The organism is Neobacillus niacini, from assembly GCF_030817695.1.
Classification (GTDB): domain Bacteria; phylum Bacillota; class Bacilli; order Bacillales; family Cytobacillaceae; genus Neobacillus; species Neobacillus niacini_F.
On record NZ_JAUSZQ010000002.1, the window covers coordinates 2,341,351 to 2,357,373 of the forward strand.

A 16,023-nucleotide genomic window follows, 5' to 3' on the forward strand; every position below is an offset into this window, starting at 1 on the left:
CTTAACTAAAGTGTAACAGATTTTTTTTGAGGGAAGTCACAGATATTGTTAACATATTGTGAAGTCTTGTTTTTAAGGGTTTTTTAGGGGTTGTTTTTGAACTTTTTATGAACGGGCATCGAATTATAATAAATCTGTACTATAATTATTAATAGAAAAACATCATCTGTTATATATGAAAAACACGATGATATCAATATACTGATAGTGGAAACCTATGAAACAGGCAGCTAATTGCAATGAAAAAAACAGGAGAATAATCTCCTGTTTTTAATCGACGATGATGTCTGCAATCATTGGGCCATTATGGTCTCTGTCTCCATGTACTTCACAAATCAAACGATACGTACCCTCTTTATCAATTTGAAGAGGGACCATTGTTTCTTCACCTTTTTTGACTGTACCTTTGATATCGGTACCTTCAATATAGAATGGGTGCTCTTCACCGTTAACACCACTAATGTATAAGTTTACTTTTTCTCCAGCGTTTAGTTGAATAGTACCTGGATCCCAGCGGTATACTTCAATTTCCTTTCCGTCTTTCGTTTTACTGTTAAACTCTACTGTGACCATATGAATTTCTCTAATATTTTCATTCACAGTTTGATTAAACACGGTAGTATCTCCTGCTTTTAGCAAAAACCAAGCAGAAATGGTAACAAGTAGGAAAGCTGTTACTAAAATAAATACTAGTGTATCTTTTTTTAATACTAAAAACTTCATTATTAACCCCCCAATAATTTGTCCTATTCCATGTTTATGCAGCAAAGGGAGGGGAACTTGTCTCTTTTTTTAAAATTTTTTCTATAGCTAGTTTTCTTTCGTTTCTTGTAGTTTAATTGCAATTATTTCAGAATAACGCCAAACTCTTTTCGATTGAATAACAATTTGCCTATAGATATTTACATCATAAGATATTTTGATAAAATCAGATGATAAATGAAAAGTAAGGATGTTGGACATTGTCAAAAATAGTTTCATTTTTTATGATCTTGATGCTCATATTATCAATCCAAGTTAACGCATACGCAGCAGAAAATCAGCCCCTAGAGATAAAGAGTGAAGCAGCGGTCCTGGCAGATTCAGAAACAGGTGCCATTTTATATAGCAAAAATGGTAATGAAAGATTATACCCTGCAAGTTTAACGAAAATTGCTACAGCCATTTATGCAATCGAAAATGGAAATGTAGACGATATTGTTACAGTAAGTGCAAGGGCGGTAAAGGAAGATGGAACTAGAGTCTATTTAGTTGAAGGAGAAAGGGTACCTTTAAAAAAGTTGATCCAAGGCATGATGATTAACTCAGGGAATGACGCTGCAGTAGCAATTGCAGAACATATAGATGGTTCGGTTGAACAGTTTGCTAACAATATGAATAAGTACTTAACGGAGAAAATTGGTGTGAGTAATACCCATTTTTCCAATCCCAATGGATTATATAATGAAAATCATTATACAACTGCATTAGATTTAGCATTAATAACGAATTATGCAAAAAAGAACCCCGTTTTTACAGAGATTTTTGGAACAAAAGAGCTAGGGTGGAGTGGTGAATCATGGGAAACAAAATTGCTCACTCATCACCGCCTATTAAAAGGTGAAATTCCTGTAGATGGCATTACAGGTGGAAAAACAGGTTTTGTAAATGAATCAAAGCATACGTTGGCAACAACAGCAGAGAATAAAAATATAATGCTGACGGCAATTGTTCTAAAAGCGGACAGCAGCAAGGCTTCGTATAACGATACAATGAAGCTGATTGAATACGGTTTTTCTAGTTTTACGCACCGTATTATTAAACAAAACGAGTTATTTGCCCTAAATAAAAAAGAATTTTACCCTAAAAATGATATTTTCATTACCGAGCACGTCGATAATTCTGAAGAAATCATTACAGAGCAAGGAATGCTAGAAGTAGTAAACAATGGTCAAGTTTCACATTCTATACAACTTGAAGAAAAAGAACCGAAGCCAAGTAAAGTGGTAAAAAGGGAAAAACTGCTTTCTAGTGAGCAAAATGGTATTAATATCTTTTACGGAATGATCGTATTTGCACTTGCCGGATTATTTATTAGAGTTAGAAAAAGGCTTGTGAAAAAACAATAAGCCGCAAAAAGCCACGAAGAGAAATCCCTCTTCATGGCTTTTTTTGTATCATATTTGAAAACAATAACATCAGGAAAGAGATGATCACCATTGATAAAACGAATGACCAAGCTAAACTCATGTTTCCAGATTCCATCGCAACATATATCGCTGTTGGCGCAGTTTGTGTTTTTCCCGGTATATTTCCAGCAAACATTAAAGTTGCCCCGAATTCACCAAGCGCACGGGCAAAGCTCATAATCAAACCGGAGATAATCGAAGGAAGTGTCAATGGCAGGGAAACGAATAAGAATACCTTCATTTTGCTTCCGCCATCCACACTGGCAGCATCTTCGATATCCTTATCCACAGATTGGAAGCCTAATTTTACTGCTTGGTACATAAGTGGAAAAGCAACGGTGGACGAGGCGATAATTGCGGCCCAAGGAGTAAACATGATGGTATGGTGAAAAAAATTCTCGATAAAAGCACCAATTGGACTATTTCTTCCAAAAAAGTAGATCAATAAAAAACCTATTACCGTCGGCGGCAGTACAATAGGGAGCATAAGGAAGGTTTCAAGGAGCATTTTTCCTTTGAATTTCTTATTGTATAATAGTCTCGCAAAAAAAACGCCTAAAAAACTCACGATAATAACTGATATAGCTGCTACTTCAAGAGAGAATCTAAGTGGGTACCAAAAATCGCTAGTAAACATAAGCATCAATCCAATACTATAAAGCCATATTTTTCAAAAATAGTTCTTGCTGTATTCCCTTGTAAGTAAGAAAGAAATAATTCAGCCTCGTTTTTATTTGCTGACGATTCTAATATGCCTGCAGGGTAGATAATAGACTCATGCGTTTGTTCATCTGCAGTTGACACAACTTTTACTTTATCAGATATATAGACGTCTGTCATATAAACAATTCCTGCATCCACATCTCCTGTTTCTACATATGTTAGAGCCTGTCGGACATCCTTGGTTTGAATTACGATTGGTTTCTAGTTGTTTCCAGAGACCTAGACTTTCGAGTGTTTGTTTAGCATATTTCCCGGCTGGAACAGATTCTGGTATACCAATCGCGATTTTATTGATCTGGTTAGGCTTCAGATCTGAAAATCCGGTTATGTTTGCAGGATTTTCTTTGTTGGTGACCAAAACTAGCTGGTTTCCTAATAAATCCACCTGAGTTCGTTTATCAATTAATCCTGCGTGAGTTAATTCATTAAAGGGGTCATGTGCTGCAGAGAGGAAAAGATCAACCGGTGCTCCCTGGAGTATCTGCTGTTTCAATGCACCAGAGCCACCAATATTATATAAAAGTTTTATCTGAGGATTATCATTTTCAAAATTCTTTTTAATTTCGATTAGTGCTTCATTAAGGCTGGCTGCAGCAGAAATGGTTAATTCTACAGTTTCACTCAGTTGGGATTCTTTGGGGGAACATGCCGATAGGGCGATTAACAGAAAAATGGCCATACCAACAAGGATAGAGTTCTTCATTCAATACTTCCTTTCAAAATCTATCAAAGTTTCTTCTATCATTATAACGAATGATTGTTTTTCCTAAAAGTATTGAATAAGAAAAAAACTGCCTGGGTGGCAGTTTTAAGTATAAACTATCGTTGTCCTATGTTGTTTTGAACCTATTGAAGTCTGCTTTCAACTTGCTGGCACACTTCTTCTGCGCTCATCCCATTAGCTTCAATAACCGAACCCTTTGTAAAGGTATCCTGCATTCCCATTACATTAGAATCTAAACCAGTTACAACGCAGCAATCACAATTTTGTGCATCAGATTCCTGTCTTAGTTGTACTACATCATGTCCTTTTTCCCTTAATGCTTCTAGAACATCAGTTAGTGATTCTTCTACTCCAATTCTTGCCATACAAAACACCTCCTCCTGTAGATTATCATGCCAAAGTTCTAATGAATTATTCTGTATAAGTCACGATAATCTTCAAAAACTAACAAAGGAGGTGTTACAATGGGAAAACGTAAAAAGGATCCATCCACTATTGGCTTAGCGTCACCACAAGTAGAAGGCCAAGGAACCACAACAACAGAAACAGGTGCAAGAGAAGCATCTTCATCACGCAGAAAACAAAAGAAAGACTGATAAAAAAAGCGGGCACGAGTTGTGTCCGCTTTAACCTTTTACTTATTGTACATCTCTGCCACTTGTTTTTGAATTTCACTATTTTCAAGATATTCATCATAAGTCATTTGCTTATCAACTAATCCACTTGGAGTTAATTCAAAGATACGGTTGGCGATGGTTTGAATAAATTGATGGTCATGTGAAGAGAAAATAAGTGACCCTTTAAAGTTTATTAAACCATTATTTAATGCCGTAATCGATTCCAAGTCAAGATGGTTTGTAGGCTCATCAAGAAGTAATACGTTAGCTCCGTTAAGCATCATCTTTGAAAGCATACAACGAACTTTTTCTCCTCCTGAAAGAACACTTGCTTTCTTAAGTACCTCTTCACCAGAAAATAGCATTCTTCCTAAGAATCCTCGTAAGAAGCTTTCACTTTCATCTTTTGGAGAGAATTGACGAAGCCAGTCAACCAGATTTAAATCGCTGTTCTCAAAATACTCTGAGTTATCCTTAGGAAAATAGGCTTGAGACGTAGTAATACCCCATTTAAAGGTACCGCTGTCAGCTTCCATTTCACCCATTAATATTTTGAAAAGGGTAGTCTTGGCTACTTCATTTGTTCCAACAAGAGCGATCTTGTCACCTTTATTCATGAAAAAGCTAATATTATCGAGTACTTTGACACCATCAATCGTTTTTGTTAAACCTTCAACCCTTAACAAATCATTGCCGATTTCTCGTTCTGGTGTAAACCCAACGAATGGATAGCGGCGGGAGGAAGGGCGAATGTCGTCTAATGTAATTTTGTCTAGTAACTTTTTGCGGGAAGTTGCCTGCTTTGACTTAGAGGCATTCGCGCTAAAACGAGCTATAAAGGCTTGTAGCTCCTTTATTTTCTCTTCTTTCTTTTTGTTGGCATCGGAAGCCATTCTTGTAGCTAGTTGACTTGATTCATACCAGAAGTCGTAGTTGCCTACATAGATTTGAATCTTTCCAAAGTCTAGATCTGCAATATGGGTACACACTTTATTTAGGAAATGACGGTCATGGGATACGACAATGACTGTATTTTCAAAGTTAATTAGGAATTCTTCTAACCATTGAATCGCCTTAATATCTAAGTGGTTCGTCGGCTCATCGAGAAGTAAAACGTCGGGTCTGCCAAAAAGAGCTTGGGCAAGAAGTACCTTTACTTTTTCTGAACCCGTTAATTCAGCCATTTTCTTATAATGTAAGTCTTCACCGATACCAAGACCTTTTAGAAGAATCGCTGCTTCTGGCTCTGCTTCCCATCCATTTAATTCTGCAAACTCACCTTCAAGCTCAGCAGCTTTCATACCATCTTCATCTGTGAAGTTTTCCTTCATGTAAATGGCGTCTTTTTCTTGCATTACTTGAAAGAGTCTTGCATGACCCATAATAACGGTCTTTAAAACTTCGTGTTCCTCGTATTCAAAGTGGTTCTGTTTTAATACTGCCATCCGTTCATTTGGACCAAGTTGAACCGTTCCGGTTTGAGATTCGATTTCTCCAGATAATATTTTTAAAAATGTTGATTTTCCAGCGCCGTTTGCGCCAATTAAACCATAGCAATTTCCAGGAGTAAATTTAATGTTTACATCCTCGAATAACTTTCTGTCACCATATCTTAAACTTACGTTACTAACAGTTATCATTTATAATATCCTCCAACAGCAAAATATCTACTAATTATACCATTAAAATGGGTTAAGAGCGAATTCTTTGTTGAATGAGAGTATTTAATAGAAAAAAATAAAACATATTGCAGAAAAATTTTCTAATTTTTTTTCCTAGTTTTCACACTTTATTCATATTTTTGTTGTAGAATTGGGTAAAGAAGTATTGAAGGAATAAAGTAGGTGAGAAGTATGTCGAAAAAGCAACTTACTGATCTTGTTAATAAGTTAAAACAGGCCGGAATAAAAGCAAGTTTAACAAAACCAAAGTCCAACTACCTATTATCTCTACAGCAAATAAAAAAGTTTCCTTCATCCGTGAATTAAATAGGTATTAAAAAGCGATTAATCCCGAGGACTAACCGCTTTTTTTATTTTCTGTTATTCAATTTCATCCATCATTATTGAACTGAGTGATGATTACCAAAGAATAATTCCTTCCAAATCGGAAGGCTACCTCTTATTTGCATATTGTTCTGCAAGCAGCTGTTTTACTTGGTTATAACTTAAGCCTGACTGGCTATTTAATCTCTTTACTTCCTCAATATCTGTTCCGACTACAGTTAATTTTTTTTCATTCATTTTCATCTAGATTATTCCTTCCTTATTTTGTTTATGGTAAAAATTGTTTTTTAGCAATGAAAAGGACATTTTTGGTACATACTATAAAAAAAGGAGGCGGTTCCCATTTTTTATGGTAAAAGGGCTAAGGATGAAGAAGTTGAAGTAATTATGCTTGAGACTGAAGTCTATTCTTGTATGGATAATGCTTGTATAGGATGGATGAGAAAAGATTTTGTAACGGACGACTTGCTTTGCCCAATGTGTGGTAACGAAATGACTGCAGAAATAAGAGAGCTTCCGAAAATATAATGAAGAAAGTATTCAAAAAGACTGTCAAAATAAATGACAGTCTTTTATTCATCTCCAAAATCAAAGAAATGACCTTCGAATGCTTTTTGTGCTGATTCAGAAGTAGGAAAAAGAGCATCATCATCTTCAATGACATGAAAAGTTTCGTTTAGGAATAAGGCAAGTGCATTTGGATCCTTCGGGTGTGCCACAATTTCCGCAGGTCGTACATTAGCAACAGTTGGTACATGTGGATTACGATAGATTACAAACACTTCGTCACCAGGCTTAGCGCTTGAGATATCAACAATATCCATATCCATTACATCCTTAATTATAAATTTTCATTTTGCTGGCGAATTTCATCACCAGTAATTAAGACATTCGCATCCTCAAGTTCCTTGTGTTGATCAACCGACTCACCAGGAACATATTTTTCAGTAGGATAAATACCTCCATGTATGGATGTTTGCTTCTTTTTGGATGAACTAGTTTCCTTGTCCATTACAAACACCTCCTTTTTTAAGCTTTTGCTTTCTGTATTGGGTTTATTCTTTCCTAAATTTTCAATAAAAAAACTCCCCAGTTTGGAGAGCGTGATAAGGTGTTCTATTCGTCCTTATTAGCTAAACAGCGATCGCATTCCATTAAGTAGCTTTCTGCTTGTTCTTCCATGTGCTGCCCACATTGTGGGCATTCCTTTTTCGGTAAAGTGCGGAAAAATTCAACTGGACTCATTAACATTGGTAAAACCTCCTCTTTTTTAATACAGTTTATTATCTTTTTATTTGTTGTAGTACAGTACATTTAAAAAATTTTTTCTCATTATTCTTCTCTTTTTGCTAAACAGCGGTCACATTCCATTAAGTAGCTTTCTGCCTGTTCCTCCATGTGCTGCCCACATTCTGGACACTCTTTCTTTGGTAAAGTACGGAAAAATTCAACTGGATTCATTAACATTTAAAACTCTCCTCCTTTTTTAATACAGTTTATTAACTTTTCATCTGTTGTAGTACAGTATAATCAAAAAAAATAAATTTGTGTAGTCCTTTTTAGAAAATAATTTAATTTTTTTGAAAAATGATACATTTATCCTGTATTTTAATTTTTTGCAAACGAGGTCCAAATTATGTAAGAAGTAACAATTATATTTGGTTAAAATAATATAAATTCGACAATTTTGTGAACAAAGCACTTCCCTGCCGTATTAGTTTACATTACAATCAGAGTAGAAAGAGATAATTCAAAAGGGGGGATACTGTAAATGGATACAGTATCGGCAGAATATCATCCATTTTTAATTGTTATTGCCATCGGATTAACGATCATGGCTTCTTATACAGGTTTAGATATGTTTACTTTAATTAAAAATTCAAAGAATAATAAAAGGCTTTTATTTCTTGGCGGCTCTTTAGCAATGGGGGTTGGGATATGGGTAATGAATTTCGTAGGGTTAATTGCCGCGGATATTAATCGCTTTTCTAGTTACCAAATACCCCTGACGATATTATCCATTTTTATAGGGATCGCCTTTTCAGGGATGGCTTTCATTCCTTTATTTGGGAAAGAAATTAGAAGGTTTCATTTATTTTTTGGTAGTTTATTCTTAACGACAGCCGTTTTTGCTATTCATATAATTAGTATATACACTATGAACCTGACGATTAAATACAATGTTCCGCTCTTTATATTATCCGGATTATTGATATTTGGGTCGTTTTTATTTTCTTTATGGATGCTTTTTTCTTCAAAAACCTACTCAAAAGGAAGTCAAACCTGGTTAAAACCAATTAGCGCGCTGATTATTTCAGGTGCAATTGCAGAAGGGCATTTTCTTTTAAAAAGAGCTTCAACTATTATTTCATCCATTAAAGAAAATGAATCAATAAATGAAGAGACTTTTTTAATATATTTGGTACTATTTGTGACAGTTTTAATTATAAGTGGGTTAATTGCTTCTAGTACGTTGATAAGTAAGCAGCTTGCCGAATCCGATACGAACCTGAAGGATATCAAAGCGGCTTTAGATGCTTCGACCATTGTTGCAATCACAGATCCAAAAGGTACGATAGTATTCGTAAATGATAGGTTTGAAGAAATCTCTAAGTATAGTAAGGAAGAAATTATCGGAAAGAACCATCGCCTGCTAAATTCAGGATATCATTCAAAAGAGTTTTTTCAGGAATTGTGGTCAACCATTCAATCCGGCAAGATATGGCGGGGAGAAATTAGAAATAAAGCGAAAGATGGTTCGTTTTATTGGGTAGATACCACCATTGTTCCATTCTTAGACAAAAAAGGGAAGCCGGTACAGTATGTGGCGATTCGTTCTGATATAACCAATCGAAAGAATTCGGAAAAGGCACTGTTGGAATCTATTAAAGAGACCCGAGATATCACGTTTGCGCTCGATCAATCTTCCATCGTTGCGATAACTGACCAAAAGGGAACCATTACAAGTGTAAATGATAAGTTCTGTGAAATCTCAAAATATAGTCGTAAGGAATTACTTGGAGAGGATCACAGGATATTAAATTCTGGCTTCCACTCAAAGGAATTTTTCAAAGAACTCTGGCGGACGATTGGTCAGGGAGATGTGTGGAAAGGCGAAATATGCAACCGCGCTAAAGATGGAACACTTTATTGGGTGGATACAACGATAGTTCCTTTTCTTAATGAAAATGGGAAGCCATACCAATATGTTGCAATTCGAACCGATATTTCTGATCGAAAAAGAGCTGAAGAACATTTAAAAGAATCAATAAAAGATAATACAGACATTCGCTTTGCGCTTGACCAATCCACGATTGTAGCATTTACAGACGCCAGAGGAATCATTACAAGCGTAAATGATAAATTCTGTGAAATCTCAAAATACAGCCGTGAGGAGATAATTGGAAAAGATCATAGCATTTTAAATTCTGGTCATCATTCCAAGCTGTTCTTTAAAGATCTTTGGAAAACGATTGGAGAAGGAAAGGTTTGGAAAGGTGAAATAAGAAATAAAGCAAAGGATGGAACATATTATTGGGTGGATACAACGATAGTTCCTTTCTTGAATGAAAATGGGAAGCCATATCAATATGTAGCGATTCGTAATGATATTACGGAACGTAAGAAAACAGAAGAAGTTCTCCACCGCCAGGATAAGCTGGCTGCTGTCGGCCAATTAGCAGCAGGAGTGGCACATGAAATTCGCAATCCACTTACATCAATGAAAGGATATGCAGAATTCCTAACATTAGATGAAAAGGACCCTGAACGCTTAGAATTTATGAACATTATTCTCGATGAAATCGAACGGGTCAATACGATTGTGGAAGACTTCATGGTATTGGCAAAGCCGAAGATGGTGGAATTAGAAGAAAAGAATGTCGTTCCAGTGATTAAAAACGTGGTATCACTGCTTGAATTTGAAGCAAGAAAGAAGCATGTGAAACTTTCATTTGAATGTCCTCATGAAATTATTCAAATTGAATGTGATGAAAACCGATTAAAACAGGTGTTTTTAAACTTTATTAAGAATGGTATCGAAGCGATGCCAAATGGCGGCGATTTGCAAGTTAAAACAATGATTCACAATAACAATGTTCAAATCTCCATTCGGGACACAGGCGTCGGAATACCAAAAGAAAAACTAAAACAGCTTGGTGAACCATTCTATACAACGAAGAAAAATGGGAACGGGCTTGGATTAATGGTTAGTTTTAAAATAATTGAAAACCATAATGGAAAAGTGTTCGTTGAAAGTCAACCAAATAAAGGAACAACCTTTAATATCCTTCTGCCGGCAAAACCAGCATGATGAAAACGGAAGATACTCTCTTCCGTTTTTTTATTGCCATTATTCATAAAATAGACAATTATTTACTAAAAAAATTAAGCTACTTTTAGTTTGAATAGATTAATATGTTTATATAAGTACTAATGTTTAATTTAGGAGGGGAAACTTTGGGAGAAGCAAATCTTGTCAAAACTATTTGCGGTTATTGCGGCACAGGCTGCGGTTTAGTACTTGAAGTAAAAGATAACCGAATTATGAAAATTCGCGGTGACAAAGAGGCACCTGTAAACAAAGGGCAAACCTGTGTGAAGGGTGCATTTGCCTATGAATATGTACATTCGAACAATAGACTAATGAATCCGCTCATCCGAAAAGCCGGGCAATTAGTTGAAACAACATGGGATGAGGCGTACCAATTTATTGCAGACAAATTGTCTGGCATTAGAGATACGTGGGGATCAAATGCTATTTCGATGTTTGCTTGTGCGAGAACAACTAATGAGTCTAACTACATTACACAAAAGTTTATGAGAACAGTTATTGGCAGTAACAATATAGACGGATGTAACCGTACTTGACACGCTCCTAGCGTTGCCGGTCTGGCAACTGTATTTGGAAGCGGTTTCCCGACGAATACGTTAGAGGATTTTGATAGAGCAGAAGTATTGCTGCTAATGGGATCCAACACGACAGAGGCACATCCTATAATTGCGAACCGAATAAAAAAGGCAATCAAAAAAGGCCTTAAGGTAATTGTTATTGATCCGAGAAAAATTGACATGGTTAAATTTGCTCATCGTCATTTGCAAATCAATGTCGGTACAGATATAGCATTGATTAATGCCTTCCTTCGAGTGATTATTAAAGAAAACTTATATAATGAAGAGTTTATTAAGCAATTTACCATCGATTTTGAGTCATTAAAAAAACATGTTGAACGGTACACACCTGAATATGCTGCTTCGATTACTGGCTTGAATGCAGAAGATATTGTAACGACAGCAAGGGAATATGCGAGTGCAAGCGGTTCGATGATCGCTTATACACTAGGAATTACAGAACATCATTGTGGTGTTAATAATGTCTTTGATATAGCGAATCTTGCACTATTGACAGGCAATATTGGTAAGCAGGGGACAGGTATTATGCCGTTACGCGGACAAAATAATGTCCAAGGCGCAGGTGATATGGGATGTTTGCCAAACCAATTGGCAGGTGCGATGAGTTTAGTCAATGATGAGTTCCGTGAACGTTATGAGAAAGAATGGAATGTCACGCTAAATCCTAATGTAGGTGATACACAAACGAGAACCTTTGACAGACTCGAAAATGGTGAATTAAAGGCGCTTTATATCATTGGAGAAAATCCATTGCTTGCGGATGTTCATATGAACCATACGAAGGAGTTAATGAAAAAGCTAGACTTGCTAATCGTTCAGGATATTTTCCTAACAGAAACTGCTAAAATGGCAGATGTTGTTCTTCCGGCTTGTTCATGGGGAGAGGTAGATGGAACTTACACGAATACGGATAGGAGAATCCAAAGAGTCCGCAAAGCAGTTGAGCCTGGGCGAAATGTAAAAGAAGATTGGGTTATTTTATGTGAACTTTCAACTATTATGGGTTACCCAATGAACTATTCAAGCAGTGAAGAAATCTGGAATGAAGTGAGAAAACTTGCCTGGGAGATGTATGGCGGTATTTCCTATAAAAGACTTGAGAAAGAATACAGTATCCATTATCCATGTCCGACGGAGGACCATCCAGGGACATTTGTCATGCATGAGAGATTTCACAATCAGCAGTCTAGTGCTAAGAAATCACCATTTGTTCCAGTTGATTTCACACCTCCTTTGGAGCTTCCGGATCAAGAGTATCCATTTACACTAACAACTGGAAGACGTTATGAGTCCTATAACACACATTCACAGACTCGCTATTATGCAGCAGGAGTTAAAGTGAAACAAACAGAAGAAACCGTTGATATTCATCCTGACGATGCGCAGGCACTTGGGATCACTGACGGTGATGTGGTTGAAGTTCGATCAAGAAGAGGAGAGCTGAAGGTAAAGGCGAAAATTACCGATCAAGTCGTTCCAGGACTTGTATTCATGAGCTTCCACTGGAGTGAAACACCAACGAATGTTCTAACATTAAACGAGTATGACCCGATTTCAGGCACCGCAGAATATAAAGCATGTGCAGTAGCTATTTCTCGGATATAATAAGAAGGCGCGGAATTTATCTTCCGTGCTTTTTAATTACATCAAAAGGCAAAAAAACAAGCCGGGGATTACCCGGCTTGCTTGACCATTTGTTTAACTGTTGCTGTTTTTCTTTGATAGTAGAAATAGTTAAGTGCAAATGAAATGACGTAGAAACCAATGAAGAAATAAAATGCTGTTACGTATGAACCTGTTGTATTAATACTCCATCCGAATAACTTAGGAATTAAGAAAGAACCATAAGCTGCAAATGCTGCAGAGAAACCAATAACAGGCGCTGCTTCTTTAGGTATGAAAATTGTTGGAATCATTTGGAACGTAGACCCAGAACCAATACCTGAAGCAAGGAATAAAACAAGGAATGAACCTAAGAAACCAGCAAACTCATTTAGGTTTAAGAAGTAAATAACTCCTAATGCACCAATGGCCATAACCACAAATACATAAGCTGTTACCCTAGATCCACCGAACTTATCAGCCAGCCAGCCGCCAACAGGTCTTGCTGCAGCTGCAACTAAAGCACCAAGGAAAGCAAGTGAGATATATTCAGGGAACTGTGATTTTAGCAGCAGCGGGAATGCCGCTGAATAGCCAATAAAAGAACCAAATGTAGCGATATAAAGAACCGTCATAATCCATGTGTGTTTACGTTTAACAATAACAAACTGATCTGCAACTGATTGTTTCGCACCTGGTACGTTATCCATTTTAAAGTAGGCAAGTAATGTCATAATAACAATCGGGATTACCCAGATGAATGCTGCATTTTGTAACCATATTTGTTGACCATTAGCTAATACCTGACCTTTACCGGCGAATGCAAATGCACCAGTTGTAACGATTAAAGGTGTAACAAATTGTACAACTGAAACACCCATGTTTCCTAAACCGCCGTTAATTCCTAGAGCTGTACCTTTTTCTTTTTTCGGGAAGAAAAAGCTAATATTTGCTGAAGAAGAAGAGAAGTTACCTCCACCAAGACCACAAAGTGCCGCTAACAATAACATAATTGAAAATGGTGTATCAGGATTTTGTACCGCGAATCCAATACCAATAGCAGGAATCGCTAAGACGGCTGTTGAAATGACAGTCCAGTTTTTTCCGCCAATTGAACCAACTGCAAAAGTATAAACAAATCGAAGTGTTGCTCCAACAAGGCCTGGGATCGCAGCCAATGTAAATAATTGTTCATCTGTAAAATTAAATCCAATATCATTTAATCTTATTGCAACCACAGACCATATCTGCCAAACAATAAATGCAAGCATTAAAGATGGAACAGAAATCCATAGATTACGCTTAGCGTGTTTTTTTCCTTCTGCATTCCAAAACTTTTCATCCTCAGGATTCCAATAATTAATTCGTGCCATTTTTATCTCTCCCCTAAATCCACAATTCTTAAGTGGATGTTCTTTGTGTTTTCACTATAAAACACATGCTAACATGATTTTAGTGACGTACGTCACAAAAATAGTGAAGGAACTGTGAACTTGGGGTGAAAGTCAAAAAGTTGTAATAATTTACGGCTTTATTCAGCATTTTGGAAAAAAATAGACCTCCGAAGAAGGTCTTATTTCTTTTGATCATCAACTTCATGAAACATGGCAACATAATTCTTTGTTTCCCCGCTGTCATCTTTAATGGCGGTTATGGTTAACCATTCTTGATAGATTTCTTGATTTTTTCGTTTGTTCCAAATGACCCCTTCCCAGTAGCCTGCATTAATCAAACTATCCCACATCTTTTTATAAAAAGCATTATCGTGCTCACCTGATTGAAGTACACTAGGTGTTTTACCGACCACTTCAGCCATTGTGTAGCCTGTGATTTTGGTAAATGCAGGATTCACACTTTGAATGATTCCATTTTTATCTGTAACAGTTATACCATCGGTGGCATGATTTACAATTTTGGCAGATATTTCCTGATTTTCTCGATAGTAAAGCCAGATAACTAATATTGAACTTGCTAATGAAAATTCTGATAGCGACATGAAGCCAATTGCGTAGTGTCCAGTCCAATTAAAGAGAATGCTTAAAATGATTGGCGGGAAAAAACCTCCAAGACCACCCATTGCTGAGACAATACCATTCACAATTCCTGCTTGTTTTGAGAAATATAAAGGGACTAATTTAAAAACAGTACCATTCCCAAGGCCTGCACAAATAGCTACGAATAAACATCCAAATGAATAAATTGGCAGGGAGGGAGTAAAGGCCAATAAAAAACCTGCGAAAGTAAGTCCCGTAAAAACACCCATTAATATAAAAAATGGATTTAGTTTGTCCCCGAGCCAACCGCCAATGGGCCTAAAGAAGGTTGCTATTGCAATAAACCCTGCTGTCCGTAAGCCGGCATCCACATTTTCTAAATCAAAATGATTTACTAAGAAAGTAGGTAAATATATGGTGAAAGCCACAAACGATCCAAATGTGATGAAATAGAATAAACTCAAAAACCAAAGCTTTTCATTCTTATAAACTTCTTTAATTTGCTCTGTTAATGAATTGTTAATCTTTTTCTCATTTTTATCACCAAAAAGAAAATTCAAGATGGCAAACATCAAGACCACAATAAGGAATATCTGAATGGTCGTTCTCCATCCAAATGCATTTGCTAGAAAGGGTGAGGCAAACGAAGTAAGTGCTGTTCCGATATTCCCAGCACCATAAATCCCATTAATAAAGCCATGTTTTTCTTTTGGGTAATATTTAGGCAGGGAGGTAACACCGATAGAGAAAACTGCTCCGCCAACACCAAGCATTAAACCACCCAAAATTAACATGAATAGTGAGTTAGCAATACTTAGAATACCGATTGGCAGTAATAATATAATAAAACTAATCGTAAATATCGTTCTAGCACCAAACCGATTTGTCCAATATCCAATTGGAACTCTAAGTAAAGACCCAAGGATTACAGGTACGGCCGTGGCCAAGGATATTTGCGTTGATGATAGCTTAATATCCGCTTGAATGTAGGGCATAAGTGATGAAATAAGCACCCAGACCATAAAACCCGCAACAAGGCTTGTAGTTTGAAGATATAATTGTTTTGCACCTTGAGACATTCCAATCCCCCTTCATTTCAATACGTGTATGATTTCCAGTAAATAGCTGTACAACCGAATTTTCTGTGTAATCTACATGTTCGTAAATTTTTCTTATTGTATTATAGAACAATTTTTGGAATTTAACTGTGAATTATGACACTAAACTATTAATATAGCTTTAATTCTATTAAAAATGGTAAATAACTCCTGATTGGTG

The 16,023-nt window shown here is 36.4% G+C and carries 17 protein-coding genes and 2 pseudogenes; 7 read left to right on the plus strand and 12 right to left on the minus strand.

What is annotated here, in order from left to right; genetic code table 11:
• Positions 1-270: 270 nt before the first annotated feature.
• Positions 271-723, minus strand: a complete 453-nt coding sequence (locus QFZ28_RS12150) for a cupredoxin domain-containing protein (RefSeq protein WP_307194869.1) — start codon at positions 721-723, stop codon at positions 271-273.
• Positions 724-962: 239 nt separating this feature from the next.
• Here QFZ28_RS12150 and QFZ28_RS12155 point away from each other — a divergent pair, with 239 nt between their 5' ends.
• Entirely contained in the window at positions 963-2,108 is a 1,146-nt protein-coding gene (locus QFZ28_RS12155) for a D-alanyl-D-alanine carboxypeptidase family protein (RefSeq protein WP_307194870.1), read from the plus strand.
• Between the two features lie 31 nt (positions 2,109-2,139).
• On the opposite strand, the gene modB is transcribed toward QFZ28_RS12155, so the two are convergent.
• The 3 genes and pseudogenes from modB to QFZ28_RS12170 all read right to left on the minus strand — a co-directional run bounded on the left by modB (position 2,140) and on the right by QFZ28_RS12170 (position 3,980).
• Positions 2,140-2,805 carry a molybdate ABC transporter permease subunit gene (gene modB, locus QFZ28_RS12160; protein WP_307194871.1) on the minus strand — a complete coding sequence of 222 codons (666 nt, stop codon included), beginning with the start codon at positions 2,803-2,805 and terminating at the stop codon, positions 2,140-2,142.
• 5 nt (positions 2,806-2,810) lie between these two features.
• Positions 2,811-3,594: pseudogene (gene modA, locus QFZ28_RS12165) on the minus strand (molybdate ABC transporter substrate-binding protein).
• A 143-nt stretch (positions 3,595-3,737) separates the two neighbouring features.
• Complete coding sequence (locus QFZ28_RS12170) at positions 3,738-3,980, minus strand: YkuS family protein (RefSeq protein WP_283861101.1); 243 nt, start codon at positions 3,978-3,980, stop codon at positions 3,738-3,740.
• 99 nt (positions 3,981-4,079) lie between these two features.
• Here QFZ28_RS12170 and QFZ28_RS12175 point away from each other — a divergent pair, with 99 nt between their 5' ends.
• The gene (locus QFZ28_RS12175) at positions 4,080-4,211 is read left to right on the plus strand and encodes a YuzL family protein (RefSeq protein WP_307194872.1); all 132 of its coding nucleotides are present in this window, start codon (positions 4,080-4,082) and stop codon (positions 4,209-4,211) included.
• A gap of 38 nt (positions 4,212-4,249) precedes the next feature.
• Here QFZ28_RS12175 and QFZ28_RS12180 read toward each other — a convergent pair whose 3' ends face one another.
• Positions 4,250-5,872, minus strand: coding sequence for an ABC-F family ATP-binding cassette domain-containing protein (locus QFZ28_RS12180; protein WP_307194873.1), 1,623 nt, complete (start codon positions 5,870-5,872; stop codon positions 4,250-4,252).
• Positions 5,873-6,085: 213 nt separating this feature from the next.
• On the opposite strand from QFZ28_RS12180, the gene QFZ28_RS12185 reads away from it, so the two are divergent.
• Positions 6,086-6,220 carry a hypothetical protein gene (locus tag QFZ28_RS12185; RefSeq protein WP_307194874.1) on the plus strand — a complete coding sequence of 45 codons (135 nt, stop codon included), beginning with the start codon at positions 6,086-6,088 and terminating at the stop codon, positions 6,218-6,220.
• Between the two features lie 126 nt (positions 6,221-6,346).
• Here QFZ28_RS12185 and QFZ28_RS12190 read toward each other — a convergent pair whose 3' ends face one another.
• Positions 6,347-6,481: a hypothetical protein gene (locus QFZ28_RS12190; RefSeq protein ID WP_307197107.1), complete on the minus strand. Its 135-nt coding sequence runs from the start codon at positions 6,479-6,481 to the stop codon at positions 6,347-6,349.
• Positions 6,482-6,580: 99 nt separating this feature from the next.
• On the opposite strand from QFZ28_RS12190, the gene QFZ28_RS12195 reads away from it, so the two are divergent.
• On the plus strand, positions 6,581-6,766 hold the full coding sequence (locus QFZ28_RS12195) for a cold-inducible protein YdjO-related protein (protein WP_307197013.1): 186 nt from the start codon (positions 6,581-6,583) through the stop codon (positions 6,764-6,766).
• 44 nt (positions 6,767-6,810) lie between these two features.
• Here QFZ28_RS12195 and QFZ28_RS12200 read toward each other — a convergent pair whose 3' ends face one another.
• From QFZ28_RS12200 to yhfH (QFZ28_RS12215), 4 genes are all read right to left on the minus strand, one after another.
• On the minus strand, positions 6,811-7,062 hold the full coding sequence (locus tag QFZ28_RS12200; RefSeq protein ID WP_307194875.1) for a transcriptional regulator SplA domain-containing protein: 252 nt from the start codon (positions 7,060-7,062) through the stop codon (positions 6,811-6,813).
• Positions 7,063-7,079: 17 nt separating this feature from the next.
• On the minus strand, positions 7,080-7,250 hold the full coding sequence (locus QFZ28_RS12205; protein ID WP_307194876.1) for a hypothetical protein: 171 nt from the start codon (positions 7,248-7,250) through the stop codon (positions 7,080-7,082).
• 104 nt (positions 7,251-7,354) lie between these two features.
• Positions 7,355-7,489, minus strand: coding sequence for a protein YhfH (yhfH, locus tag QFZ28_RS12210; RefSeq protein ID WP_307194877.1), 135 nt, complete (start codon positions 7,487-7,489; stop codon positions 7,355-7,357).
• 81 nt (positions 7,490-7,570) lie between these two features.
• Positions 7,571-7,705, minus strand: a complete 135-nt coding sequence (gene yhfH, locus QFZ28_RS12215) for a protein YhfH (RefSeq protein WP_082799471.1) — start codon at positions 7,703-7,705, stop codon at positions 7,571-7,573.
• A gap of 304 nt (positions 7,706-8,009) precedes the next feature.
• Between yhfH (QFZ28_RS12215) and QFZ28_RS12220 the strand changes: the two genes are divergently transcribed.
• The 3 genes and pseudogenes from QFZ28_RS12220 (at position 8,010) to fdhF (ending at position 12,754) form a co-directional block, all read left to right on the plus strand.
• Positions 8,010-10,550, plus strand: a complete 2,541-nt coding sequence (locus QFZ28_RS12220) for a PAS domain S-box protein (protein ID WP_307194878.1) — start codon at positions 8,010-8,012, stop codon at positions 10,548-10,550.
• A gap of 122 nt (positions 10,551-10,672) precedes the next feature.
• Positions 10,673-10,858, plus strand: a pseudogene (locus QFZ28_RS29740) (hypothetical protein); the annotation flags it as partial.
• A gap of 24 nt (positions 10,859-10,882) precedes the next feature.
• Positions 10,883-12,754 carry a formate dehydrogenase subunit alpha gene (gene fdhF / locus QFZ28_RS29745; RefSeq protein ID WP_373428130.1) on the plus strand — a complete coding sequence of 624 codons (1,872 nt, stop codon included), beginning with the start codon at positions 10,883-10,885 and terminating at the stop codon, positions 12,752-12,754.
• A gap of 68 nt (positions 12,755-12,822) precedes the next feature.
• On the opposite strand, the gene QFZ28_RS12235 is transcribed toward fdhF, so the two are convergent.
• Together QFZ28_RS12235 and QFZ28_RS12240 are read right to left on the minus strand one after the other, a co-directional pair.
• Positions 12,823-14,124, minus strand: a complete 1,302-nt coding sequence (locus tag QFZ28_RS12235; protein ID WP_307194879.1) for a NarK family nitrate/nitrite MFS transporter — start codon at positions 14,122-14,124, stop codon at positions 12,823-12,825.
• Between the two features lie 200 nt (positions 14,125-14,324).
• The gene (locus QFZ28_RS12240) at positions 14,325-15,824 is read right to left on the minus strand and encodes a nitrate/nitrite transporter (RefSeq protein WP_307194880.1); all 1,500 of its coding nucleotides are present in this window, start codon (positions 15,822-15,824) and stop codon (positions 14,325-14,327) included.
• Between the last annotated feature and the right edge of the window lie 199 nt (positions 15,825-16,023).